Origin of the sequence: Anabaena cylindrica UHCC 0172 (assembly GCF_034931625.1) — a bacterium.
Classification (GTDB): domain Bacteria; phylum Cyanobacteriota; class Cyanobacteriia; order Cyanobacteriales; family Nostocaceae; genus Anabaena; species Anabaena cylindrica_A.
In genome coordinates, this window is record NZ_JAYGGY010000090.1 from 50,493 (window position 1) to 76,023 (window position 25,531).

At 39.7% G+C, this 25,531-nt stretch carries 19 protein-coding genes and 1 pseudogene; 11 read left to right on the forward strand and 9 right to left on the reverse strand.

Annotated features, from left to right (window positions below; genetic code table 11):
- Window positions 1-3: 3 nt before the first annotated feature.
- The gene (locus VB713_RS19710; RefSeq protein ID WP_323313199.1) at window positions 4-4,239 is read right to left on the reverse strand and encodes a chemotaxis protein CheB; all 4,236 of its coding nucleotides are present in this window, start codon (window positions 4,237-4,239) and stop codon (window positions 4-6) included.
- A gap of 653 nt (window positions 4,240-4,892) precedes the next feature.
- Between VB713_RS19710 and VB713_RS19715 the strand changes: the two genes are divergently transcribed.
- Window positions 4,893-5,186: a 4a-hydroxytetrahydrobiopterin dehydratase gene (locus VB713_RS19715; protein WP_323313200.1), complete on the forward strand. Its 294-nt coding sequence runs from the start codon at window positions 4,893-4,895 to the stop codon at window positions 5,184-5,186.
- A gap of 101 nt (window positions 5,187-5,287) precedes the next feature.
- Here VB713_RS19715 and VB713_RS19720 read toward each other — a convergent pair whose 3' ends face one another.
- The 4 genes from VB713_RS19720 to VB713_RS19735 form a co-directional block, all read right to left on the reverse strand.
- Window positions 5,288-6,304 (reverse strand): hypothetical protein, encoded by a 1,017-nt coding sequence (locus VB713_RS19720; RefSeq protein WP_323313201.1) that lies wholly within the window; start codon window positions 6,302-6,304, stop codon window positions 5,288-5,290.
- A 204-nt stretch (window positions 6,305-6,508) separates the two neighbouring features.
- Window positions 6,509-7,336, reverse strand: coding sequence for a FecR family protein (locus tag VB713_RS19725; protein ID WP_323313202.1), 828 nt, complete (start codon window positions 7,334-7,336; stop codon window positions 6,509-6,511).
- A gap of 466 nt (window positions 7,337-7,802) precedes the next feature.
- Entirely contained in the window at window positions 7,803-9,209 is a 1,407-nt protein-coding gene (locus VB713_RS19730; RefSeq protein WP_323313203.1) for an IctB family putative bicarbonate transporter, read from the reverse strand.
- Window positions 9,210-9,324: 115 nt separating this feature from the next.
- Window positions 9,325-10,872 carry a GAF domain-containing sensor histidine kinase gene (locus tag VB713_RS19735; RefSeq protein WP_323313204.1) on the reverse strand — a complete coding sequence of 516 codons (1,548 nt, stop codon included), beginning with the start codon at window positions 10,870-10,872 and terminating at the stop codon, window positions 9,325-9,327.
- A 50-nt stretch (window positions 10,873-10,922) separates the two neighbouring features.
- On the opposite strand from VB713_RS19735, the gene VB713_RS19740 reads away from it, so the two are divergent.
- The 6 genes from VB713_RS19740 to VB713_RS19765 all read left to right on the forward strand — a co-directional run bounded on the left by VB713_RS19740 (window position 10,923) and on the right by VB713_RS19765 (window position 18,129).
- Window positions 10,923-11,069, forward strand: coding sequence for a hypothetical protein (locus VB713_RS19740; protein WP_323313205.1), 147 nt, complete (start codon window positions 10,923-10,925; stop codon window positions 11,067-11,069).
- 468 nt (window positions 11,070-11,537) lie between these two features.
- Complete coding sequence (locus VB713_RS19745) at window positions 11,538-12,680, forward strand: DegT/DnrJ/EryC1/StrS family aminotransferase (protein ID WP_323313206.1); 1,143 nt, start codon at window positions 11,538-11,540, stop codon at window positions 12,678-12,680.
- A 112-nt stretch (window positions 12,681-12,792) separates the two neighbouring features.
- Window positions 12,793-13,695 carry a cyanoexosortase B gene (crtB, locus tag VB713_RS19750; RefSeq protein WP_323313207.1) on the forward strand — a complete coding sequence of 301 codons (903 nt, stop codon included), beginning with the start codon at window positions 12,793-12,795 and terminating at the stop codon, window positions 13,693-13,695.
- Window positions 13,696-13,755: 60 nt separating this feature from the next.
- Entirely contained in the window at window positions 13,756-14,478 is a 723-nt protein-coding gene (locus tag VB713_RS19755) for a cyanoexosortase B system-associated protein (RefSeq protein ID WP_323313208.1), read from the forward strand.
- 31 nt (window positions 14,479-14,509) lie between these two features.
- Window positions 14,510-15,880, forward strand: coding sequence for a polysaccharide biosynthesis/export family protein (locus VB713_RS19760; RefSeq protein WP_323313209.1), 1,371 nt, complete (start codon window positions 14,510-14,512; stop codon window positions 15,878-15,880).
- 62 nt (window positions 15,881-15,942) lie between these two features.
- Complete coding sequence (locus VB713_RS19765; protein ID WP_323313210.1) at window positions 15,943-18,129, forward strand: GumC family protein; 2,187 nt, start codon at window positions 15,943-15,945, stop codon at window positions 18,127-18,129.
- A gap of 726 nt (window positions 18,130-18,855) precedes the next feature.
- Here the strand turns inward: VB713_RS19765 and VB713_RS19770 are convergent.
- A complete protein-coding gene (locus VB713_RS19770) occupies window positions 18,856-19,269 on the reverse strand; it encodes an REP-associated tyrosine transposase (protein ID WP_323313211.1) in 414 nt (137 codons plus the stop codon).
- 21 nt (window positions 19,270-19,290) lie between these two features.
- Window positions 19,291-19,686, reverse strand: a complete 396-nt coding sequence (folB, locus tag VB713_RS19775) for a dihydroneopterin aldolase (protein WP_323313222.1) — start codon at window positions 19,684-19,686, stop codon at window positions 19,291-19,293.
- A 104-nt stretch (window positions 19,687-19,790) separates the two neighbouring features.
- Here folB and menD point away from each other — a divergent pair, with 104 nt between their 5' ends.
- Window positions 19,791-21,512: a 2-succinyl-5-enolpyruvyl-6-hydroxy-3-cyclohexene-1-carboxylic-acid synthase gene (gene menD, locus VB713_RS19780; protein WP_323313212.1), complete on the forward strand. Its 1,722-nt coding sequence runs from the start codon at window positions 19,791-19,793 to the stop codon at window positions 21,510-21,512.
- A gap of 397 nt (window positions 21,513-21,909) precedes the next feature.
- Here menD and VB713_RS19785 read toward each other — a convergent pair whose 3' ends face one another.
- A complete protein-coding gene (locus VB713_RS19785) occupies window positions 21,910-22,536 on the reverse strand; it encodes a CPP1-like family protein (RefSeq protein ID WP_323313213.1) in 627 nt (208 codons plus the stop codon).
- Between the two features lie 609 nt (window positions 22,537-23,145).
- On the opposite strand from VB713_RS19785, the gene VB713_RS19790 reads away from it, so the two are divergent.
- Complete coding sequence (locus tag VB713_RS19790; RefSeq protein WP_323313214.1) at window positions 23,146-23,862, forward strand: response regulator transcription factor; 717 nt, start codon at window positions 23,146-23,148, stop codon at window positions 23,860-23,862.
- A 176-nt stretch (window positions 23,863-24,038) separates the two neighbouring features.
- Window positions 24,039-24,182, forward strand: a pseudogene (locus VB713_RS19795) (transposase); the annotation flags it as partial.
- A 330-nt stretch (window positions 24,183-24,512) separates the two neighbouring features.
- On the opposite strand, the gene VB713_RS19800 reads toward VB713_RS19795, so the two are convergent.
- Window positions 24,513-25,106, reverse strand: a complete 594-nt coding sequence (locus VB713_RS19800) for a pentapeptide repeat-containing protein (protein WP_323313215.1) — start codon at window positions 25,104-25,106, stop codon at window positions 24,513-24,515.
- Here VB713_RS19800 and VB713_RS19805 point away from each other — a divergent pair.
- Window positions 25,101-25,531 (forward strand): hypothetical protein (locus VB713_RS19805; RefSeq protein WP_323313216.1); only part of this gene is annotated, 431 nt, incomplete at its 3' end. The two genes, VB713_RS19800 and VB713_RS19805, sit on opposite strands and share 6 nt — an antisense overlap.

Below are 25,531 nucleotides of genomic sequence, written 5' to 3' on the forward strand. Positions count from 1 at the left end.
TGCTCAATTTTTACCTCGTCCAGCTAGATTTGCAACCATAATTACCAGTTGATCTAGCTGAATGGGTTTAGCCATATGCATTTGGAAACCTGCCAAGTAAGCTTCTTGAGATTCCTCATTGCGAACGTATCCAGTCAGTGCGGCGGCGGGAATTTGTCCTCCTGCTTCAGCACTAAGCGATCGCACCTGCCGGATTAAACTATATCCATCCTCATTCATCATCCCAATATCAGATAGCAGCACATCATATATCCCAGGGTTGATTGTGAGTATTGAGAGCGCGTCCTTAGCAGATGCGGCCATTGTCACCTCAGCCCCATAACCTTCAAGCATTGTCATCAGTAACTCGCGTATATCTGCCTCATCATCTACAACAAGTATACGCAAACCTTTTAGTGACGGCAGACCATCAACGGATAAATTCACACCTTCTGCCAATGGAAACTGCTCAGTATCATCAGACAAATAGTTTTCCTGAATAGCAGCAGAAAGCGGTAGCCTAACGATTATGGTTGTCCCTAACCCCTCACCCGGACTTTCTGCACGAACCGTACCACCATGAAGTTCGATCAAATAACGGACAATTGATAATCCCAACCCAATTCCATTATAGGCGCGAGTTTTGGTGCTATCAGCCTGACGGAAACGCTCAAAAACATAAGGGAGAAAGTCATTAGCTATCCCAATACCTGTATCACTAACTCGAATCTCGGCATGGGAATCAACCCGTTCTAGCGTGACTTCAATACTTCCCCCTTCAGGAGTAAATTTCACAGCATTAGATAGCAAATTCCAGAGTATCTGTTGCAAGCGGTCTATATCACCCAGTACTTTGCCAATTCCAGGTTGCAGATGAGATGAAATATTAATGTTTTTAGCCTCTGCGGATAACCGCACAACTTCAAGCGCTGAACCAATGACAGAGATGATATCAATGAGGCTATTGTTTAGACGGAGTTTACCAGTCGTAATGCGGGAGATGTCTAGAAGATCCTCAATTAGTTGGGTTTGTACCCTAGTGCAGCGCTCGATAACTTCAAGTCCTTGAGCAATTTGATCTGCCTTCAGATTTTGCGTGCGGAGTAACTGAGACCATCCCAAAATGGCATTCAGCGGATTGCGGAGTTCGTGAGAGAGAATAGATAAAAACTCATCTTTGGCGCGGTTAGAAACCTCTGCTTGCAAGCGGGCTGACCGCTCCTGAGCCAATAACTGAGCCCGTTCTGCCGCGAACTGCTTCTGCTGCGTGATATCCTGAATTGCCAGCAGAATCATTTGTTCATTGTCTTCTTGAATAATTTTACAACCATTGAGCAGCATAATTCTGTACCCAATTTTCTCGAAGACTCTCTCTACCTCAAAGTCGTGAAGCCGAGTATTTTTCAGGAAAATTTCTTCTAGGAGTGTAATTAGATCGGGAATGTTCCACTGACCATTTCCTATCTCAAACATTAGTTGCTGCTCTGTTTGTGCTGATGAAATTTGGAACGTTTGATAAAAAGCCTGATTAGCTGTAACAACTCGTAAACTAGAATTAATCACTACTAAAGGCTGTGGCACAGTTTGCACAATGGCTACAGCATAATTACGAGACTGTTCTACCTGCTGGGCGATGCGTTTGATGGCATCAATATCCATCAATACCATCACCACACCATCAATTTGATTACTTGTCGTTCTGTAAGGTCGAATTCGCAGATTATACCAATGCCCTTGCTGGTCTTGCACTTCTAGCTCTTTGACATTGAGAGTGTCAATTACCTCTAGGAGCAATGACTCTAAGTTAGGAACATTAATCTTAGAGCGAATATCACTAAATGGTCGCCCCACATCTGTGGGAATCAGATTGAGCAAATGCTGTGCCGTGGGAGTGAAGCGCCGAATCCGCAAATCATTTGCCAAGATTAAAATCGGAATATTAACACTACTGAGCAAATTCAATAGATCGTTGTTGACATGATGTAATTCCAGATTTCGACTTTGCAGTTCTTCGTTGGTCGTTTTTAATTCTTCGTTGGTTGCTTGAACTTCTTCTTTTGCTGTTTGCAACTCTTCATTAGTGCTTTGTAATTCCTCGTTGCTCGACAGAATTTCTTCATTTGCCACTTTCAAGTCTTGAGTTGTGGCTTCCTGCTCTAAAATCATCGATTCCAAATACTCTTGAGTCAGCGCCAGCTCCTGTTTAGTAGCTGTCAGCGCCTGTTTGAATCGAGATATTTCAGTAACTATATCTGTCTGTTCCTGATTTTCAGGTGCTAGGATAGATTTTTCTGCTGATGAAGGTACATCCTCAAATAAGACAAGAAAGTAGCGAGTTTCTACTGCTACGGGAGTCTTGAGCGGAATCACCTCAACATTAACTATCCTGCGCGGTTCACTCCCTTCAATCTGTAAATTGTCCTTTCTTACAGCAATATCCTGCCTTTTGGCTTGATGAACTGCGGTACGCAACTCTTCCAGTAAGCCTTTTCGAGCCATTTTCAGCAAATTGAAGCTGGGTTGACCTGGAGCAGGTCTCAAATAAAAGCTGGTATCTCCTCGAAATTGGAGAATGTCCATATCGTCGCTGATCAAAACACCAGATGGGGCATAACGATTGAAGATGATTTGGTCAGCTTCTTTATGTAAATCATCAATATCCCAAGTCTTTTCACTCATCTGCGGGTCAGGCTTTACTCTTGCTACAGGATAGTGTCCGCTGGAAAAATTAAAATTCGGCTTAGTCGCTACTAACTTTTTAGAATATACCTTGTTCTTTCTATCTAATAAAGCAAATAAGTCTGATAATTCTCCTACACTCTCTGAATTACCTAACATCAAAAACCCTGTGGACTTAAGACTGTAATGGAAAAGTGACATCAACTGCTTCTGTACACCAGATTCCAAATAAATCAGCAGATTCCGACAAGTAATCAGATCCAGATTGGAAAATGGTGGATCACTAATCAAGTTTTGTCTGGCGAAAATACACTGCTCACGAATCGATTTATTGATCTGATATCCACCTTCCACTTCGATAAAAAAGCGTCTTAGCCGTTCTGGTGAGACATCAGCCATTTCGTTCTGCTTATAAATACCTGACCTGGCTTTTTCGATTCCTGTTTCATTAATATCTGTAGCAAAAATTTGGATGGTAGGTTTGGAGATAAAATCTTCCAGAAACTCCATCAAACAAATAGCAATGGAGTAAACTTCCTGACCAGTGGCACATCCTGTCACCCAAATCCGAATTGGCGATTGCAGGGACTTACCTTTACCTTTATCCTTAACAATACTCGGAAATACTTTCTCCTTTAAGGCTTGATAGGCTTCAGGGTCACGGAAAAAACTGGTGACATTGATCAGAATTTCCTGGTATAAAGCCTGTACTTCAGCCGGATGGGTTTGGAGATACTTGACATAATCCTCCAGCGGTTGCAAATTGTACAGCACCATCCGTCGATCAAGTCGCCGGTTTAAAGTGGCTTGCTTGTAGAGGCTAAAGTCAACTCCAGTAGCAGTTTTCAGTAAAGCCAAGATTGTGGGCGAGACATCCTTACTTTCAGAAATTGGCTCGACTGTTGGTGAAAGAACCAACTTGGTAAACTTGGGATGAAGAGCAATTTTTCCCAGTTCTTTAGCAATTTCCTGTGGTGATAAAATGAAGTCTACATCACCTGTGGCAATGGCAATACTCGGCATTTCCCGAAATTGAGCGGATGTTTCCGACTGAGCAAAGGTAATACCACCAGCTGCCTTAATTGCCTGTGTTCCTATTGTGCCGTCGCCATCACTTCCAGATAGGACAACACTAATTGCTTTATTTCCCTGTTCTGCTGCCAATGAATTTAAAAAGGCATCACCTGGTCTGTATCTCCCTTCAACTTTCTCACGGGGTACGAGTTGCAATATCCCTTGCGTCAAGGTCATTTTCTTATTCGGGGGAATAACATAGACGTGGTTAGGTTCTATAGCCATGCCAGAGTGCGATTCATGGACGGGCATCTGAGTTGTCTTAGCTAGAATCTCTGTCAGTAGGCTCTGATGATTTGGTTCTAAGTGCTGAATCAATACAAATGCCATTCCAGTATCAATTTCTAAATTCTCTAGCAATTCGGTGAATGCTTCTAATCCCCCCGCAGATGCTATAATGCCGACTATTGGAAATAATTCCTTGCTTTGAGTCTGCTGTTTTTCTTCCCCGATTTCAACAGCTTTGGTATCGGATTGGGTTGGTTCAGAAGACTTTTTATCATTCATATAAAATTAGTTATTCCTGTTTTAAATAATTCATAATAATGCTTTTGATCTCGTTAAGGATACGTAATTAATTTTTGCAACAGGGATTTAGATTGTGCCTAGTAACATAGTTGCTATTAAATTTCAAACCACGAAACTTGGTTAAAAATTAATTTTTAAATTAACTAAAAGTTTCTAAGGTTTTTAATTTTTAATTATGCTCTGTGCTAATGGTGGAGAAAATATGGGGATTTAGTACAAATAAGTGGAAGTTTGATAAACAGAGTCTAATACCTGTTTAGGTCTATTTTAGCTGTTATTTTCAATCAACAAGGTAGATTAGCATAAATTGAGTTAAATATATATCTAACAACAGGTAGATATATGTGTTTAATTTTATTTAGAGTTTATCAATAACTTCGCAACTTTTCTGTAGGTTGGGTTTCATGCTTCAACCCACGAATCAAGGCTTTTTTCAATTTTCCTCGAAGGACGGGGCTTTAAACCCATTTTTTTGGTAAATTTTTTATCAATGTTGATAATGGAGAAAATTATTACTTATATAAATTATTACTTATATTATGAGTACATCTATGTCTGTTGATGAACCCTCAATTATGGGAACTTGTTAGTATAAGGTGAAATATCCACATAAATCAGGAATATAGTCACCAATGGCAGGACATAAGCTCAACGAAGTAGAACTACAACAAGCCTTGAGTAGTTTACCTGGATGGCAAATTAAAGAAGGTAAATTGCATAAAGAATACAAATTTAACTCTTTCCCGACTGCGTTAGGTTGGATGGTGACTGTGGGTGTTCACGCGGAAACAATGGGACATCACCCTGAATGGTTAAATGTTTACAACACGGTTCGGGTGAATCTTGCTACCCACGACATCGGTGATGCTATCAGCGATTTAGATGTGGAATTGGCGAAAAAAATGGAAGAAATCTTTAATTCGTAATAGGGAATAGTTTGGTTAGGGCTAGGAGGCAGGAGGCAGGGGGCAGGATTTAAAAGGTTATTCTCCCCAGTCCCCAGTCCCCAGTCCCCAATGCCCAATGCCTAATTTGTCTCTTGAATCTGTAACCTAATGGTGTGTTCGGTTGCACCACTGAGTTGTAGTTCCATGATTTCACCACCGAGGGGTTCTATGCACGTGAGGAGCGATCGCAGATTGGGTGTACTCGCTCCAGTGTCAACATATAATCTATCTGCTAAGTTACTGATTTTTTTCCAAGTCATATATAACTTGGCTATACCTTGTTCCATCTGGGATGCTTGATTTACCAAGTCAGCAGCGATGCTTAAACAGCCGATTCTTTGCGCTTCTTCTAATGCTGTTTCAATATCTACATTTTCTTCTGTCAACGCTTGGACTTGTGCTGCAGATTTGAGATATTTTCCTAGTTGACGCGCTTCTGTGGTTGCCTGTTTGAGAGTATCAACATCAGGACTGGCGGCTATGTCTCTTTGTAATGCCTTTTGGTGTAATTCTGGCAGTTTTTCCATTTCTTTCACCAGAGGGGCAATGTAGCGCGGTGGCAGGGTGTTATCTGCGGCTTTTTCCCTAACTTCCTCTGGTAATAAATCTGAGGACATGGCTGTCCATTCGTCGGTGAGTTGACGGACTTCTCTGCGGGTGATGCGATCGCCTTTTTGGGCGGCTTCACTCACCATTTGTTGCACTTCTGGGGCGGCTTTGGCGGTTTCTACAAAGGCACGTTTACTAAAGTTATTGACACTACTGGGGTCAAGTTTGCCATCTTCAATTAAGGTATCAGCACTGTTTGCCAGTTGAATCCAACTGTAGGCTTGAGTTTTACTAATTTCCCGTTCTTTGAGCCATTTGAGAAAACCTGCACCGCGTCCGTCACCGTTTTTTTTCTCTCGATCACGAACTGAGCGTAAAATGCGACCACGCCAAATTTCTGTTTGTAAATCAAAGCGATCGCATACTTGCCAAGCTACATCTAGCTGCTGTAAAAAATCAGACTCCAGAATCTGTTCATCTTCGGGATCTGGTAGTTCAAAATCTAAATCTACTACTGGCTGTTGCAGTGCAGCAGCAAGGTCATTCATTGAATCGGTATCTTGCACGATGGATAGCTGGTTGGTGTGTGCGATTAGCTGATTGTGACAAACAATAAGCAGTTAAATATTATAGTTGATAAATGTAAAATTACGTGAATTACTGAAAAACTCTAGACAAATGCAGATTTTGAATGGATCTGTGGGGTTAAACTGCGAGACTGTAGGCGATCGCATCTCTCTTTTTTGGTTTGATTAAGGAACTACTAATACATAATCTTGTTTTTTACTTAAAGGTGTTGTTACTGTCACCGCAACACGCCGATTAGCAGGCATGGGGATGATAATGTCAAATTTTCCATTCCGATCAGTAATCAGTGGTTGATTTAGCATCACCAAGTTAACTGGATCAACTTTACCAACAATTCGGACTTGTTGATTTCTTCTTTCTTCCAGTACTTGCACATCTAATCTTGTATCATTTCGCAATCTCGTAGGTACTGAAGGTGGTTCTCCTGGAATCACTATGGTCTGAAAGCCTTTATTTACATATACTCTTTGACCTTGAGCCGTTGTTGCTACACTACCTGTGAGAGTCGCTACACCTGTTTTACCACTCGGTTGGACACTGACACCAAAGTCTGTCCCTCGCACGCCTGTAATTCCTGCTGGAGTCTGTATTTGCAAGGTGGAATCTTGATGTGTAAAGGCACGTATTTTCAGCCGTACCTGTCCACCTGTCACTTGTAAATTGGTAATGCGTCCACCCTGACTAGTTGTTTGCAGTTTTTGAATTTCCAGTTTTGTATTTTCTGCAACCTGAACAAAACCAATACCCGTATCCAGGGAAAGCATACTACTCGAACGCTGGCCGGTGCTGATGCTATCTCCTACATTTTGTAGTTTTGCGCCTATGCGAGCCAATTGGGAAATCTGTTTATTTTGGTAGGTGACATCTCCAGAAGTACTGCGAACTTCTAAGTAGCGGTTGATTTTTAGTTGTAATTTTTTCTGAGCTAATACTTGGGTAATTGTTAATAATCCTACAAATGATATGCTCAATAGCAGCCAGAGTTTTTTCATTACCTAATTCCACCGCCAGTAAACCACCCTCGTATCTAAACTTTACGCGATCGCTAAACTATTTATAAATGGTTTTTATAAAAATTGTTCTGGATTGCTCTAGGGCATGATTAGAAAGTAATAAATTATACCCAAGTAAGTTATAACTGGCGTTGTTATATCCATATAGTCCCTTTAAGCAAAAGCTCAAATTGTAACCTTGCGAAGTATAGTTAAGGGACTTCCAAATAAAAAAATACTCAACCACCCAACACAAAAATCTCTCCAACCCTTATTCCTCTGTGTCCTCTGTGCCTCTGTGGTTCGTTAATCTAAGTCCTAAATTAGTCCACATAACGGTGTCACCCATACCAATTAGCTATAAAAAAATAGTCAGTTGTCAGTGGAAATAATGCTGACAACTAGACTTATTTGCAAATGAATATCAAATCCTTATACAGGAATGATATCTAATTTCTGGATAATTCTACGGAACAACTCTAGATTGACTTGCTGGTTGAGCCAAAGGTTGCCAATAGCTGGCAATCAAGGCTACCATTAACCACCAAACAGTATTAACTGCTGGACGATACCAGACAGTATCGACGATTCCGTGAGCGAGCATACCCAGTAAAGTAGCGATCGCCCCAATAATCCAAAATCCTTCCACGCTTCTAGACTGCCGTAACTTTTGCAGTTTTACAAATGCCATATTAAAAGTAACAATTACTAACCAGAGAAAACTAGCTAAACCCAGAAAGCCAGTTTCTACAAGCGTTTCTAAAAAAATTGAATAGGCACTCAAAGCCGTAAATCGGGGTTGTTGGTAGAGAGGGTAAACCTGATTAAAAGAGTGATGTCCAGGGCCAATACCAATAATTGGGCGATCGCCTATCATCTTAAATACAGCATCCCAAACATTACGGCGGAAATTATTACTACTATCTTGACGATCTGCAAAAATACTCATAACCCGCACACGCACAGGTTCAACAAAAATCACAGCCATCACCAATACCCCAATCAAACCTCCCACAATAATTGGTAGTGACCAAGTGCGCCAAAATGGTGACATTTCCACACTCCACCAATAAACTAACAATGCCATCGCCGTCAAAAGTCCTACTACTAAAGCAATCCAGCCTCCACGACTATAAGTAAGAACCAAGCAGGAAGTGTTGACAACAAACATTGTTGCAGCTAAAGCTTTTTTAAGCCAACCATGCCAAGCAAACATTGCCACCAAGCTCAAAACTACGGCTGGTATCAGGTATCCTGCCAGTAAATTGGGATTACCCAAATAACTATAAACCCTTGTCGTCTTAGATAGAGCAGACTCTGGATCAACCCAAGTTGCTAGTGCTTTAGCACCAAAAAACCATTGTCGAATCCCATAGACACTGACAATCAGAGATATATGTAAATAAACAGTGATCAACCAAGACCGGAGGCGGGAAAATCTCAGCACCCTAGCGCAGACAGTAAAGAGTAATAAATAGAGTGTTAAAGTTGCCAAGTCACTCAACGCTGCCTTTTTCACTGGAGATAAGGCTGTAGCGATCGCGGCGATTCCCCAATACAGTAATACCAACAGATGAATAGGAGTAACAGCAGCTGCATTTACAGAAGTCGTTTCATCAGATAAAGTCAGCAACAGCCAAAATCCTATACAACCCACCATTAATACCAGCATTAAACTACTGGAGACAAAGGGTGCAAAACCATAGACCAGACTGAGGAGAGCCGCCGCTATTGTATCTCCCCACTGCATCAAAAGACTAGTTTGCCGCCAAGGACGTAGAATCCCAACCGTAAATCGATGCAAGTAACTCGTAGAGAGATATTCCTTCAGCGGTAAAGAGGATAAAGTAAATTTTTGCCAGACTAAATTCATAAACAACGTTGTCACCAATTAGCACTTAATATGCAGAACTTGGTTTTTATGATAATACCGGTCGTTATCTAAAGATCACAACTGACGATTAGCAATTGAAAAATTACTGCTTGTGTTAGGTTTCATTATTAATTAATTGTCGGGGTTTTACCGTTTGCAGTGGCAAAGAAATCACATAGCGGTATCCTGACTCTAGTGAACCTTGAATTGAAATTTGTCCCCCATGAAGTTCTGCTAGATGACAGCTAAGTAACAAACCTATTTTTTCACGAGATAGATTTCCAGATACATTGTCTAAATCCTGATCTGAACCATTAACCAGTATTCCTAGTTGCTCATCAATCAGATTTTGTGGTGTATTCAATATTTTTGGCAAATTCCCCTGATTTTCTGAAGCAATATGATACTTTTCCTCTCTACCGACTATTTCTAGTATGGACAAAGAATCAGTGTGTACGTAAGGGTCAATTTCAGTAATTCCATCTCCTAAGTAGGGATGAGAAACCCAAACTGTAATAGAGAGTGTATCTTCTTTCCCAGAAATATGGACACGCACAATACTACCTGTAGCAGAAAGTTGAATCACGCTAAATAGTAGGTGATACAAAATTTGCCGCACCTTATCTTTATCTAAAGGCCAAATTCGATTGCGTCCTGGCTCTATAGACAAACGAATATCTTGATCACGACGGACAGCTACTTCTGTTAGTGTATATATAGCTTGTTGACACAGCATTTCAATATCCACAGAAACTAAGTTCAGCACATCCGAAGCATCACTTATTGTTCCTAGTTCGGTAATTTCATTCACCAAAGAAAGCAAATACTTGCCACTGTGTTGAATAATCTCTAGATATTCTCGCTGTTTAGTTGTCAACGGCCCATAAATCTCCCGGCCGAGAACACCAGCCATACCCAGTACAGATGTTAAAGGTGTACGCAACTCTTGAGTTAATTGTCCTAAGAGTTCTAATTTAAGTTGCTGAGTAGAACTAGAGACTGTTTCTAGAATTGGTGGGGAAATTTTTAGGTCAATTATCTCTTCTTCTGAAAATGGCAAACTAGAAATGCTTTTAATAGTGCTTTTTTGTGTTTTCCCTTGTAACAAACGGTTGCGTTCAAATTCACTCATACTCCAACGAGCGATGATTTGCAAAAACTCAATGTCTCGCTCTGTGAAATTACGTGGTTTGCGATCCATCACTGCTAATGCACCTAAGCAATATCCAGAAGCATCAATTAATGGCGCTCCTAAGTAGGAACGAATGCCATACTTCTGCACCAAATTACTGGTAAATATTTCTGTATCTATGTTGTCTTTAGTATCATTAATGACTACTGTTTGTAAGCTTTCTACTACTTGTGTGCAGAAGGACTCTCGACGTAATAATTGACGGTTTTTTGCCAAATCATTCATGAGTCCTAATCTTGACAAACCCACCGATGACTTGAACCAGTGGATTTCTTGATCTATAAATCCCAAAATGGAAATTTCGGCTTCCAAAAAGTGGGCAGCCGTTTGAGTGGCTTCTTCAAATACCGGGATGGTTTCTAATTGTCTTAAACCTAATGTTGTCAGGACTTTTAGGCGTTTTTGTTCTTGTATTTCTAAAGAATTCCAACCCTCATTAGGGGCAAAAAATTTATTTTCAGATTCTATCATTACTAGTACTACCTTGATACTTTCTCGATACTGTCAGTTTTATAATTCAGATGACAGTGGTTATTATTTCCTATTTCTCAGCATTCCCCAATTTCACCTCCGATCAACAAGTTGGGCAAAAAATTTTTACTTACTTTCATGAGTCGGTGGGAAAATCTCTAGAATTAGTAGATACTAGTGCTAAAAATATTACTTAAGTAGAGAATTTTCACTAACGAGAATATATCAGTAAGATATAGTTTTGCATCGTCAAACCTGTAGGAATGGGGTTTCTCTATGAGTATTAACTTAGAATTAAATCTTTATCATATACAGAGAAACGCTACAATCAGTTTTTTGCTGCTGTTGCGGGAATACAAATCGCGCCTGTTATAGCCTCATAATTTTGGGCAAAAATTCAGGTCTATAAACCTAATTATTTAGTGTAAAAGGGGATTGGCTGTCCTACCTTATATTGAGCAGGTATTAAGCTGTGAATATTCATTTTGAGTTTGGATTTAAATGTTCAGTTATTAATGTTTGTTAAAAATTAAAATTTCATCAAAAATTCACTGTTTTTTTATTAATTGCTAAGACAAAAGCTATGTGTGAAATTGAAAATGTAATACATTTTGTGAGATAGTATGTTGCTATGGAATTTTTGATACTACCAGGACAGAAATAAAATGACTATTAACGTTCCTTTTGTAGACCTAAATTTACAACATCAGCCGATTCAAACTCAGTTGCAACAAGCAATTCAGGATGTATTGGCAAAGGGGGATTTTATTTTAGGACAAGCTGTATCCGATCTTGAAGAAGCGTTTGCAGCGGCATCTGGTACGGAGTATGGAATTGGTGTAGCGTCTGGGACTGATGCGATCGCTCTTGGACTGCAAGCTTGTCACATCGGTGTTGGTGATGAGGTCATTTTGCCAGCTAATACTTTTATTGCCACATTGATCGGTGTAGTCAATGCTGGTGCTACACCAATTTTAGTAGATTGTGACCCCCAAACAGCTTTAATTGATTTAGAAGCTGCTGCTAAAGCTATTACACCCCGCACCAAAGCCATTATTCCCGTACATCTATATGGTCAAATGGTATCACCAAGCCAATTATTAGACTTTGCTGATACCCATAAAGTGTTAATTTTTGAAGATGCAGCCCAAGCACACCTAGCAGAAAGAGAAGGTTATAAGGCAGGTTCGGTGGGTATGGCAGCAGCCTTTAGTTTCTATCCCAGCAAGAATTTAGGGGCTTTTGGGGATGGGGGAATGGTAGTGACAAGAGATGCAGACGTAGCGGCAAAAATGCGGCGGTTGCGAAATTATGGCTCATCGCAAAAATATGTGCATCTTGAACCAGGTACTAATAGCCGCTTAGATACCCTGCAAGCAGCAATATTACACCAAAAATTACCTTATTTATCTGGATGGAATGGCGATCGCTTTACCATTGCCAAACAGTATAATATAGAACTAGAACCATTAGACTCTGCTGGTGTTATCCCTATGGTTAACCAAAGTGGCACAGGACATATCTATCATCTCTATGTCGTCAAGATTGATGATTCTTGTCCCCTAAAACGTCAGCAACTACAAGACCAACTGACAGCAGTCGGAATTCAAACAGGTATTCATTACCCAATTCCCTGTCATCTTCAACCCGCATTTAGCCAATTAGGTTATCAACCAGGAGACTTTCCCCAATCAGAAAAATTATCCCAACAAATATTATCCTTGCCTATGTACCCCGGTTTAAACAATAACCAAATTCAAGAGGTCGTAAATGCTATTTTTTCAAGCTTGAACATCGCCAAAAAATGAGCTTAATTTAAATTGTCTTTTTCACCAATAGCTACTATTAACAGCAACTTGCAATTGTGAATTTTGTTTCAGAACGTTAAAAATAATCCTGATTTAATTGTGAATTAAAATTATGGAACTCCAACAACAAATTAAAATCCGCAGTACAGGCCAGTTGTTAAACTTAGGCATTTTACTAATTTTCTTCCTGCTATATGCTCCGATATTGCTACATTGGTTAGATGGTTGGTTACACAAAAGTATCAGCATTGAACATGAATATTTCAGCCACGGTATTATCGGTTTACCATTTGCTGGTTATATCGCTTGGACAAATCGGAAAAAGTGGCAACGTTTACCTGATTCATCCCATCCTGTTAGCATCGGCTTATTAATAATAGGCGTAATTTTTTATCTCAGTGGTGTATCCGAATGGGTTAACCTGTCCTTACCTACCATACTGGCCGGACTATGCTTATGGTTCAAAGGCATACCAGGCTTACGATTACAAGGTTTTCCCCTATTGTTAGTGTTTTTAGCTACCCCGACAGCATTACCTTACATAATAGCCCCCTATACCTTTCCTCTACAAAGCTTTATCGCTGGTACAGCAGCCTTTATCCTCAATCAGTTTGGCATGAACGTCATAGTAGATGGAATCAACCTCTACGTAAATGGACGAATTGTGGAGGTAGCTCCCTATTGTGCAGGGTTGAAAATGTTATTTACCACCCTCTACGTCAGCTTAATATTACTTTATTGGACAGAAACCATATCTTCACGGCGCATAACAGCCTGGTTTTTATCTATTGCTGTTGTCATTAGTGTGACAGCCAATATCATTCGTAATACCTTATTGACTTTCTTTCACGGTACTGGGAACGAAGGCGGTTTTTCATGGCTGCATGATGGTTGGGGTGGTGACCTCTACTCTGCTTGTATGCTGTTATTATTAGTACCTTTACTAAATTGGTTGAATAGTTATTTCTCAGAAAAACCAGCAATTGAGTTAGATGAAACAGCAGAAAAAGCATAAAAGAAATATTTGCCCGTTTTATCTAGTACAATCCTGTCTAAGTGTTGGAAATTTTACTCGATGATTTCCTTATCCAAATTCTTCAAAAAACAGCAATGGAATCAGGTAGCAGTATTGATTTTACTGCTACTGCTGTTAGGAGTGGGAGCAGTTCCCGGATACCTAACAGGAAAATGGCAATGGCAGCAACCACCACCAGTTACTCAACTCAAGGAGTTGAGAAACATCCGTAAAGTAGGATTAAGTATTCCTGGGTGGCAAACTATTGAACAGTCAGAAACGCAAGTTGGTGAACATAAATGGTCTTTACAGGTACTCAAGCAAAAAGACCCGTCAGTTGAAGCTATATTGCTTTTGCTACCGCAAAATGGACCAAAAGATCAACCAGAAGTAGAGTGGACAGACGTTAGTGGCTGGGGCAAGTCAAGTTGGGGAAAGTGGGATATAGCTCAATATCGGGCTGCTGAATTTACTGTTAAACAGCCATCTCGTCCAGAAGCAAATGCCACTATCAAAGTTAAGGCTAGGTTCTTTAGGGCAACAACACAAAAACAAACTTTTGCTGTCTTACAATGGTACGCAATGCCAAATGGTGGAACTTCATCACCATTAAACTGGTTTGTTGCAGACCAAATGGCACAATGGCAGCAAAAGCGTGTTCCTTGGGTGGCGGTGAGTATTCTGATACCAATAGAGCCTTTTGGACAAGTGGAAACATCTTGGAAGAAACTTCAGTCTCTCGGTGAAACAGTTCAAGCCGCATTGATGTCTGTAACTCTGTAAAGTATTCTATTTAATCAACATAACTGTATCGATGTTTATAACGTCCAGTTCTCATATACGTGCATTCAGCACCCTGTTTTTAATCACTCTTCAGGTGGGTATTGGCTTGACAACATCTATCAAACCTGTTGTGTCTCAAACTTTACCCTCTTTAGAACAATCACCAGCACAAGTTCCCCTGCCTCCAGCAAGTTTTGAGGAGATTTCTCCCAGTGTAAATGATGAAATTTCACCGCAATTCAACCGTTATCTCTTAGGTATAGGAGATACAATCAGTGTGATAGTTCAGCGTCCCCCTGGTCTATACCGCTTAGGAATTGGAGATTCTATTGGTGTTACGGTGCAGCGATTTCCAGATTTAAGTTTTCAAGCAGCAATTAATCCAGAAGGCAATATTGTCGTCCCACTACTGGGAGTACTTTCTTTACAAGGTTTAACTTTGCAACAAGCAGAGGCAAAAATTTACACTGGCTTAAATCGTTATGTTATTGACCCAATTATATTTTTATCACTGACTGGGCAACGTCCAGATTTGAGTTTCCAAGCGGCAATTAGTCAAGATGGCAATATTGTCATCCCACAAGTAGGTAAAGTTTCTATACTAGGTTTATCTGTGGAAGAAGCCCAAGAAAAAATTCGTTTGGCTTTAATCGGTATTACTACAGATCCTGTGGTGGTAACGTTGGCACAGATGCGCCCAGTCCAAGTTACTATTACGGGGGAAGTATTTCGTCCTGGAATTTATTCTACTAGTTCGGGAATGCCCCGAATTACTGATATTTTACCCTTAGCAGGGGGGTCAACTTTGAACGCAGACCTCCGACAAGTGCAAATACGTCGTCAACTAACTGATGGTTCTATAATTTCACAAAATCTTAACTTGTATGCTGCCTTGCAAAATGGTGGTTCACCCCCTAATTTACGCTTACAAGATGGGGATGCAATCATTGTAACGCGCCGTGAAATTGGTACTGATGACGGTTATGATCGCAAACTGGTGGCACGTTCAACTTTAGCTGTTCCTCAGATTAAAGTCCGAGTTCTAAACTATGCTGCCGGAGGAATCGCAACTCAATCTTTGCCTAATGGAAGTACATTTATAGATGCCTTGGGGGGTATTCGTCTCGACACCGCTAATCTTCGGGATATTGCTCTGGTTCGCTTTGATCCTGAACAGGGTAAAGCTGTTACTCAAAGACTTGATGCTAGAAAGGTACTCGCAGGTGATAATTCTCAAAATGTGGCACTTCAAGACAATGATGTGATAGTTATTGGTAGAAATCTGGTCGGAAAAATTACTAATGTATTGAATACCATCACGCAACCGTTTTTTAATGTGCAATCATTTCTGAACTTTTTTCAGAACTTTGGTAGCGGATTATTCGGTGGTGGTTCAAATTGAAAATTTACTTATAACTAAGAGTTTATAACTCATAAGTATTAACTAATGATTAATTAAATGCTATGACACCACCAATTATTAAGCGCTATCTTATTGCTTTTGAAAAATACAAGTGGGTTGGACTAGCTAGTTTTGGTCTAGTGGTGATAGGTTCAACAGTAGTTGCTATACAACCAGATCCACCAGTGACTTATATGGCTGAATCTGCCTTGACATATAATACCCCTACTGTTTCTTTTTCAAAAACTGGTAGTGAAATTCAAGCACAGGGGAAAGAACTAACACCAGAGGTTTTACTATCAGATCCAGTCATTGAGGCGGTGGCAGCAAAAGTAAAGACTAGCCCAAAAACTATTGCTAAAAATGTAGTAATTAAATTTCCTAGTAGAAATAGAGCAGGAGAATTAGAATCTACATCAATCATTATGAAATATGTAGATAGCGATGCCAACAGAGCTAAAGATGTATTGCAAGAATTGATGAAAGGAATAGTTCAGTTGAGTAGCGAGATTAATACTGGACGATTAAAAGCGATTATTCAAAAAATTAATGAGCGTTTGCCAGAATTTAAGCAAGAACTCCAAGCTGCTGAGAATAAATTAGAAGAATATGATCGACGGGAAAGAACAGCGATTTTGGCAGCAGAAAATGGTAGTTTGCTTAGTGGAATTAGTGCTAGCCAAAATCAACAAAGAGCAATTCAACTAACTATTTCTGGAATTGAGGCTCAACTGCGTTCTTTGGAAGATAAGTTGGGGTTAACAGTTGGTCAGGCTTATGTTTCTTCTGCGTTGAGTGCTGATCCCATTATTGCCAATTTGCGATCGCAAATTTATCAAACTGAGTCACAAATTGCTGTTCTCCGTAAAGATTTACGACCTGAACACCCGACAATGATTCAGTTAAAGCGTCAAAAAGAAGCGTCTGAAGAATTACTGCAACAACGTGCTAGGGAGGTGTTGGGTGGTGGTGGTCTTGCGGCTCCACTTCGGGGTAATGTGACAGGTATTCGCACCCAAAGTAGCTTAGATCCCACACGTCAGGCATTGGCTAACCAAATGGTAGCTTTGCAAACCCAACGAGAGACACTCGAACAACAACTAAAACAGCAAATTCAACAAGAGTCACAATTACGTCGAGAATATTCTCTCATACCCAATAAGCAATTAGAGCGATCGCGCTTGGAACAGTCCGTTGGTCTTAAAAAGGCTATCTATGACCAAATGCAAGCCAAGTTGACGGATGCTCAAGCCGCAGAAGCAGAAACCGTCAGTAGTTTCACTATTGCTAGACAACCCATAGCGAGTAATGTCGCTGTTAAACCTAAGAGTATACCTGCAACCTTAGCTATCGGTGGTTTCTTGGGTGCTGTAATTGGTAGTGGTGTAATATTTTTGTTGGGTTCACTGGAAGGAACTTTCAAGACCAAGGAAGATATCCGCGAAAGTCTCAAGGAACGGGAAGTTTTACTATTGGGAGAATTGCCTTTGATGCCAGTTGATGATTTGGCTCCAGAAGCTTTGCCAGTAATACTTTCCCCAGATTCTCCCTATTTAGAGTTTTATGAAAAGTTTCGCAGTAATTTGCGCCGGATTGGCGGCAACGATGTTAAGGTAATCTTGATTACTAGTGTCAGCAGCCAAGAAGGCAAGACTGTGAGTGCTTACAACTTAGGGATAGCTTCCGCACTTGCTGGTAAAAGAACATTGATTATTGAAACAGATTTGCGATCGCCCTCCCAGGCTTCATCCCTCAAAATAGCTCCTGATTCCTATGCCACTGTTGAACCCTTACTTTATTATTCCAGCCTGAGTGACTGTATTCGCTTAGTTCCTGATGTAGAAAATTTATACATTATTCCTAGCGTCGGTCCTGTTCGTCAATCTGCTGCTATCATCGAATCCAGTGAAATGCGCCGCCTGATAGAAGATGCACGAGAACGTTATGATTTAGTAATTTTAGACACTAATCCTCTCAGCATTTCTAATGATCCGTTGTTAATTCAACCCTATAGTGACGGTATCGTGCTAGTCGCCCGACCTAACTATACACAAGAAAATATGCTCGGAGAAGCCATTGATCAACTGGTAGAAGCTGAATTAGGACTATTAGGAGCTATTATTAATGGTGCTGATATCAGAGTTTCCATACCTGAACCAGTGGTAGAATTTTCCTTTCCTGAACCTGAATTAGAACTGGAAGTAATAGAGCAATCAGGAGACATATCCACTATTTCTGGTAAACGTTAATAATATTCAATACCTTAGTCAAAATAGCCTAGAAAAAAGCCCAGAAAGAATAGAAGCATTGGCAATGATAATGGGGTTATGTTTGCTAGTTTATACTCTAGCACAAAGAGAAATTAGAGCCGCTTTAAAATCCTTAAACTATACTGTAAAAAATCAATTGGGCAAAGCCATCAACAATCCAACAATGCGGTGGATATTTCAATGTTTTCAATCAGTTCATCTTGTTACTTTTCAAGGAAAAAGAGAATTTTATAATTTGACATCAGAAATGAAGTACATTCTCCTATTCCTCCCAGAAGCTTGCCGTAATTACTACAGATATATAAGTTGATTCATCAATATTATCAATATTTTAATTGGATTATTTTGCTCATTAATCAAATTAATGTTCTGAAATTTTCATGGCGTTTTTAACTTTATTTTTAGATAAGCATAAGTTACAATGATGTATTGAGATTATCAATATAAAATTATATTATTAAAAGTCTCTACCAAACCACTCTTATATCTATTGCTCCTTATTGAGAATATAGCTAATAAATTTTCCTATCCAAAATCTATTTTTTTTGAGCCAAAGGTAGTTTTTTACTCCTTTTTTATGAATAAATTTCCGTAATAACCGATTGTGACAGTTAGGGGTGCGGAATGTGGGTTATAATGAATGTAATCAACGTGTTGCTGAAAATCAAACTCATCACGAATTTGGTGTTTCCAAAAACGGCGTTGCTAAACAGCTTGCTCTTTCTTGAGTTGACGTGATGCAGAGATTTTCCCCTTATATTGTGGATGACAAAGACGAGTAAAATTGCTCTTAATTAACCGCCACCGCCGCGAAAAATCATCATCTCCTGGTGGCAATGTCCAAATACAATGTAAATGGTTTGGTAAAATAACAATTGCATCTACAGTAAATGAATGCAGCTGGATAACTTCTCTAAACATTTTTCGTAACAGGAAAATATTTTCTTGCTCACACAAAAATTGAGGACGATTGTAGCTGACTTGAGTAAAAAAGAAAGTCCCTCCTTCTACCTTAGCTCTGCGGTATTCCATAGATAATATTTCAGGGCGATAACGCAGACGCTGTTTTTTGGATGTCTGGGGGGCTTTTGTCAGTGCGCTGTTCTTGTAGCTCAACACAAATTTCTAATTTTGCCAAAACTATAAGTTTCTACTTAGACGGGGTATAGTTCTGGTTATTTCAATGCTAATCTTACCGTTAAAGTCGGGAATGGGTGCGGCGATTTTAGTAAGAATAACCTGTACTTGGGTAATAAGAACGCTCTCTGGGCGATTGCTATCCTCTAAAATACTATCAGCTATAGCTCCAGCTAACTTTTCTAAAAGTGCAAATTTAGATGTCTTGACCAAATTTTGAATTAAGCTGATAGTGTGACGATAATCTATCGTATCTTCTATGGCATCAGTTTGGGCAGCTTTGGTAATATCTAACCACAATTTTACATCGACCTCAAACCATTGTCCTAATGCCTGTTCTTCTGCTAAAAACCCAGTATAGCCGTAGCAGCGAATCCCTGTTAAGTGAATGCAGTCCATAAAAATTTGAGGTTTGAGCATGAATTTAGCACTTTAAATTTTAAATTAAATACCTACAGAAAATCTGAAATTTAAAAATTGTTGTATCGGTTGATATTAATTTAATGCAGCTTAATTTTGATAATCTTAATCAACTTTGGTCTTATGTATTAACGGAAACCCTCAAACACTTGGGTTTAAGATGTGCTGTTATTTGTCCGGGTTCTCGTTCGACACCGTTAACTGTGGCTTTTGCCAAACAAGCACCGGATATTGAAGCTATTCCGATTTTAGATGAGCGTTCTGCGGCTTTTTTTGCGCTGGGACAAGCAAAGGCAACCAGAAAACCTGTTGTACTAGTTTGTACTTCTGGTACGGCAGGAGCAAATTTTTATCCTGCGGTAATTGAAGCTAAAGAAAGTCGTGTTCCTTTGCTAATATTAACTGCTGATAGGCCGCCAGAATTAAGAGAGTGTCATTCTGGGCAAACTATCGACCAAGTGAAGTTGTATGGTAATTATCCCAATTGGCAAACAGAGTTAGCTTTACCTGCCGCAGATAGGGGAATGTTAAGTTATCTCAGGCAAACGGTAATTCATGCTTGGGAGCGTTGCCAACTTCCTACTGGAGGAGCGGTACATTTAAATATATCTTTTCGCGACCCCCTTGCACCTATTGCCGATAGTACGAACTTTACCTTAGATTTGGATGACTTTTTTAATGGGATAGTTGTTCCATTTCCTATTACCCGCTCTCCTTTCACTATTCTTGAAGAATGGAAACAATGTGAAAGGGGTATTATTATTGCTGGTGTAGCCCAACCTGAGAGACCTCAAGAATATTGTAGAGCGATCGCACGCCTTTCCCAAGCACTCAACTGGCCCGTTCTAGCGGAGGGACTCTCCCCAGTTAGAAATTATGCAGACTTCAATCCTTATTTAATTTCTACCTACGACATCATTTTGCGTAATCAGCAACTTGCCGAAGTCTTAATACCAAAGATTGTAATTCAAATAGGAGAAATGCCGACTAGTAAAGAATTACGTAATTGGTTGATTTCTACTAAACCTCAACATTGGGTAATTGATAGTTGTTCTCAAAATTTAGATCCTTTACATGGAAAAACGACACATTTAAGGATATCTATAGAAGATATTGAAAAATTAAAAGATGAGGAAATGGGAAATCGTGGGGAAAATAAATATTTACAAGAATGGTGTCAAGCTGAGATCAAAGTCAGAAAAAATATTGACCAAACTTTTAAAAATATAGATGAATTAATTGAAAGTAAAATAGCTTGGTTAATTTCTCAATATCTTCCACCAGGCACACCTTTATTTATTTCTAATAGTATGCCAGTAAGAGATGTAGAATTTTTTTGGAAACCTAATAATTTAGGAATAAGTCCTTATTTTAACAGGGGTGCAAATGGGATTGATGGTACTCTTTCTGCTGCTTTAGGAGTAGCACATATTCAACAAAGTAGCGTAATGTTGATAGGAGACTTAGCCCTACTACATGATACGAATGGGTTTTTAATTAGTAAAAAATTTCTTGGACACCTGACAATTATTTTAATTAATAATAATGGGGGAGGAATTTTTGAACTGTTACCAATTGCTAAATTTGACCCACTTTTTGAGGAATTTTTTGCTACACCACAGGATATTGATTTTTCTCTGTTGTGCGCTACTTATGGTGTACAACATGAGTTTATTAGTTCCTGGAAACAATTGCAGGAAAGGTTACAAATATTGCCAGAAAGAGGAATAAGGGTTTTAGAGGTAAGGACAAATAGGAAATTGGATGCTCAATGGAGGAAAGACAATTTAGCGAGATTGTCATAATTATTTCAAAAGCCAATTGATGAAATATACATCTTTATTTACTAAATTTTATTATTCATCATAAGCCTGTTTTTCTGATAAAAATAAATCTAAACTACGTCTACTTTGAAACCCATAGTTTTTGCTTAATGGGGTTGTAGTCACAAATCCTAAAATGTTCCTTGCGATGCTCTGAGTGAGTCGGAGGGTCAAAGTGTTCCTTTGTGAAAAACTCCATTTCTCAACTCGGATGAGGTTTATTGAATAATTTCAACAGTACAATATTGATTAATATCGCATTACTAACAAGTTTTACGGAGTCTATTTTATTTAAAAGTTGCTCACACACAGTAGCAAGAATTTTTACTGGAAAATGTGATTTCAGCGGACTAGGTATCAAGTCTCAAATTTTAAATCACTAACGCAGAAAGCTGCTAATTAACCACATCAATATAAATGTCAAAACAGTAGAAAACTGATTTGATGTCACGTTTATAAATGGCATTTCTTGTAATATCCAGGTGGATAAGAGTCCCCCTGATATTAAACCAATAATTAGACTTCCTAATGTGAATAATACGGCTCTACCAAATTTGTTTTCCTTACGATTGAGAAAATAAATACTAACTCCTACTCCAACTACTAATGCCAGCTGTAAAACCTGATCTCTAGCAGCAGGGTAAAACAAACTAATAGCACTTAAACTCAGATACCAAGCTCCTGGTAATAGTACATCAGGTAAACTTGGTTGATCCAACATTCTTTGCAGCCATGCTGGTGACTGTTTAAGAGGGGTAGGACTTTCTTTTTGAGGAGATTGCGATCGCATTTCTGGAAAGCGGATACGCTCAGGTACTTTAATTTTACCTTCTTGACGCATCCGTAGGCGCTCCATTAAAATCGCATCATAAGCTGATTCAATTAGTTCTAGACCCTTGCCATCACCACCATGTTGCTCCAACAGGCGATTACGAGCGTCCTGAATTTCATCAAAACTAGCATCTTCTGACACCCCAAGTTTTTCGTAGGGATTTTGATCGCTCATGGCAATTTTTCACTTCAGCCTTGGTAAGCAGCAGTTTTTCGTTTACTAGAACACTAACTTGGGTCTATGTTGTTCCAAATATTTGTCCCAACTTATTTCCATCCTTTAAGAGGATGTTAGCACGGGTTAGTTTGTTTGAACCAGAAATTTTAACTATAGCTAATTTTAACATATTGTTATAACACTGTGTATATCATCAGATTGCTGAAGTAGTTATGGCTTTACTTAATCTATAGTATTACAAGAAAAATATCCCCAGCATGAGTATCCACCTTACTATTAGCAAGCTACAGAAGTCTGAGTTACACACCTAAATCTTAATTTGAGAGGATGTTTCAAATTCCTAACCTACTGATAACACTGTGTTCTATTGAGACAAAACGCTACAAATAGGATCGAAACAACCATTTAGTGTATATACTGAATTGCAGACCTGATTACCGGAAGATTGGTGCCTACATCGTTCATAATTATGACTACAGTTTGCTGTGAATAATCAGGATACTCGTACCTAGACCCTGTAGATTCCTAATTACGGCCAATGTGTAAACTGTGTTTTTACACAATTCCCCTTGTTAATCCTATGAATTTTTGTGTAAAGTGATGATCATGGCTCCTGCCAAGATTCTTGTAGTTGATGACGACCCTGCGGTTCGGAATTTAATCCAACGCTTTTTGATTAAACAGAACTATCAAGTGGAAGCTGCCGAAGATGGTAAGGCAGCCCTGGCTCTATTTGAGCAATTTAACCCAGACTTGGTAATTCTAGATGTAAATCTACCAGATGTCATCGGCTTTAATCTCTGTCAAGAGATGCAAAGTCGTAACGGTGTTTTTGTACTCATGCTAACTAGCCGGACAGATGAAGCTGACAAAATTCGCGGTTTCGCTAAAGGTGCCGATGACTATCTCACCAAGCCATTTGGTCTGGGAGAGCTAGAAGTAAGAGTAGCAGCTATTTTGAGGCGGCAGCGAATTGTAACTACCGCAGAACAAAAACGCCTCATTTTTGAAAAGCTGATGATTGATCCTGTACGGAGGGAAGTGACACTTAACGACGAAACAGTACCTTTAACTGCTTTAGAATTTGACTTGTTACATTTTTTAGCCAGTCATCCAGGTCGAGTTTGGCGGCGAGCAGAACTTATCCAAGAGGTCTGGGACTATGAATATGTGGGTGATCAGCGAGTTGTGGATGTCCATATCGGTCAAATTCGCAAGAAAATTGAAATTGATGCTAGTCAGCCTGCATTAATTCAGACTGTGCGTGGTGTAGGGTACAAGTTTGAATGTCCTACTCATCCGCAACAAGAAGTCCAATCCTAATCTAGAGTTTTGCAAATCTTGACTCTTTGAAAATCGGCTAAAGAGTATAATACTTTCCATCTGAAAGAGTAATTACCATTATCCTGCCTGCGTTATCAATTTTTTTATCATTGTCTTTGGCTCTGGTATGGCTAATGGTAAATTTCTCTGGCGTTATCTGACATTAAGAGTGTTCCAATCCAGTGCGGCATGGATATGTAATGGCACCCAAGGATTGGCAATATTCGAGTTTTCATCGTTATGTCACCCAGGGTATATATACAATTGATTGGGGTGTTGGTATGAAGTTAGAATTTCCAGATGATGTAGGAAGTGAGTGAACAATATCAAAATATTGTGTTGGTTTAAAGCAACATCTTGTCCATTTTTCGTAGGTTGGGTTAAGCGACAGCGCAACCCAACAAATGCGTTGGGTTTTATTTTATTGCTCCGCAACGCTAACGCGAACAAACCAACCTATAAATTAAGACTTTTTTCGATCTGGACAAGGTATTGTTTTAAAGTGAATATATATGATGTAGAAATATTTGTACAGTTCATTTATAGTTATTAATTCTTTTAGATTAGATATCGTTAATGTTGGGTTATGCCTTCGGCACACTACGTGAACGTTCCTCAACCCAACCTACAAGATCAGCGATCACACTACGCTATCTTCTTGGGGTTTCATTCCGAATAGTACCATCTGGCATGATGGTATTAATGAAAGTAACTCCCTCCAGCTTGGCACCTTCCAAATTAACCCCAGTCAAGTTAGCATCTTTGATATAAGTACGCTCCAAAATAGCGTTGCTCAAGTTAGCTCCAGTCAAGTCAATACTCATCAAATCGGTGCAACTCAAATCGGCACCACTCAAATCAACAGTTCTCAAATCCCCACTCAACCCGCAGAAGTAAAGGTAAGCTCCGCTCAGGTTAACACCACTCAGGTTGGCACCACCAAGTTGGGAGAAGGACAAATTGGCACCACTCAGATTAGCACCGCTCAGGTTGGCTCTATCCAAAGAAACCCTGTTTACATGGGCATTACTGAGATTAGCCCTACTCAAATTAGCATCTCTCATGAACTGCTCGCTCAGGTAAGCACCACTCAAATTGGCATCACTCAAGTTGATACCATTCATCTCGCCAGCGTATCTGAGGTCAGCATTACTCAAATTAATCCCACTCAAATTAGCTCCGTTCAAAAGACTACCAGCCCCCATAGCCCAAACGGGGTCTTGTCCTACATAAGAGACATGCAACTCAATCCAAGGGAAATCTCGTTCCCCAGCAGCATATCGGCGCAGCAACTCTTCAACCTCTATGACTTTTCTTTCCATACCTCATCCTCAACATCAACCAATACCATCAACTCTACCGCTAAAACCCTCTGGTCTACCCTCTTTGACCCCACTAACCCCTTCAACCTCACCCTCCAAATCACCGACCTCCCCACAGGACAACTAGCCGAAGCCCAAATCACCAACTATGACCAATACGGTCGCCCCAACAGCGGCACAATCCTCATCGACAACGACGCTAACGCAACAGTACAAGATAAAAGTGAGGAAACAGGAAAGATGGAAAAACAAAAGCCCCCCTCAAATGTATTGAAGGAGGCTTTAGTAAATGATAGACCTGGCACCGAGCTATTTTGGCGTGGGGCAACCCCCAAACTATCGTCGCC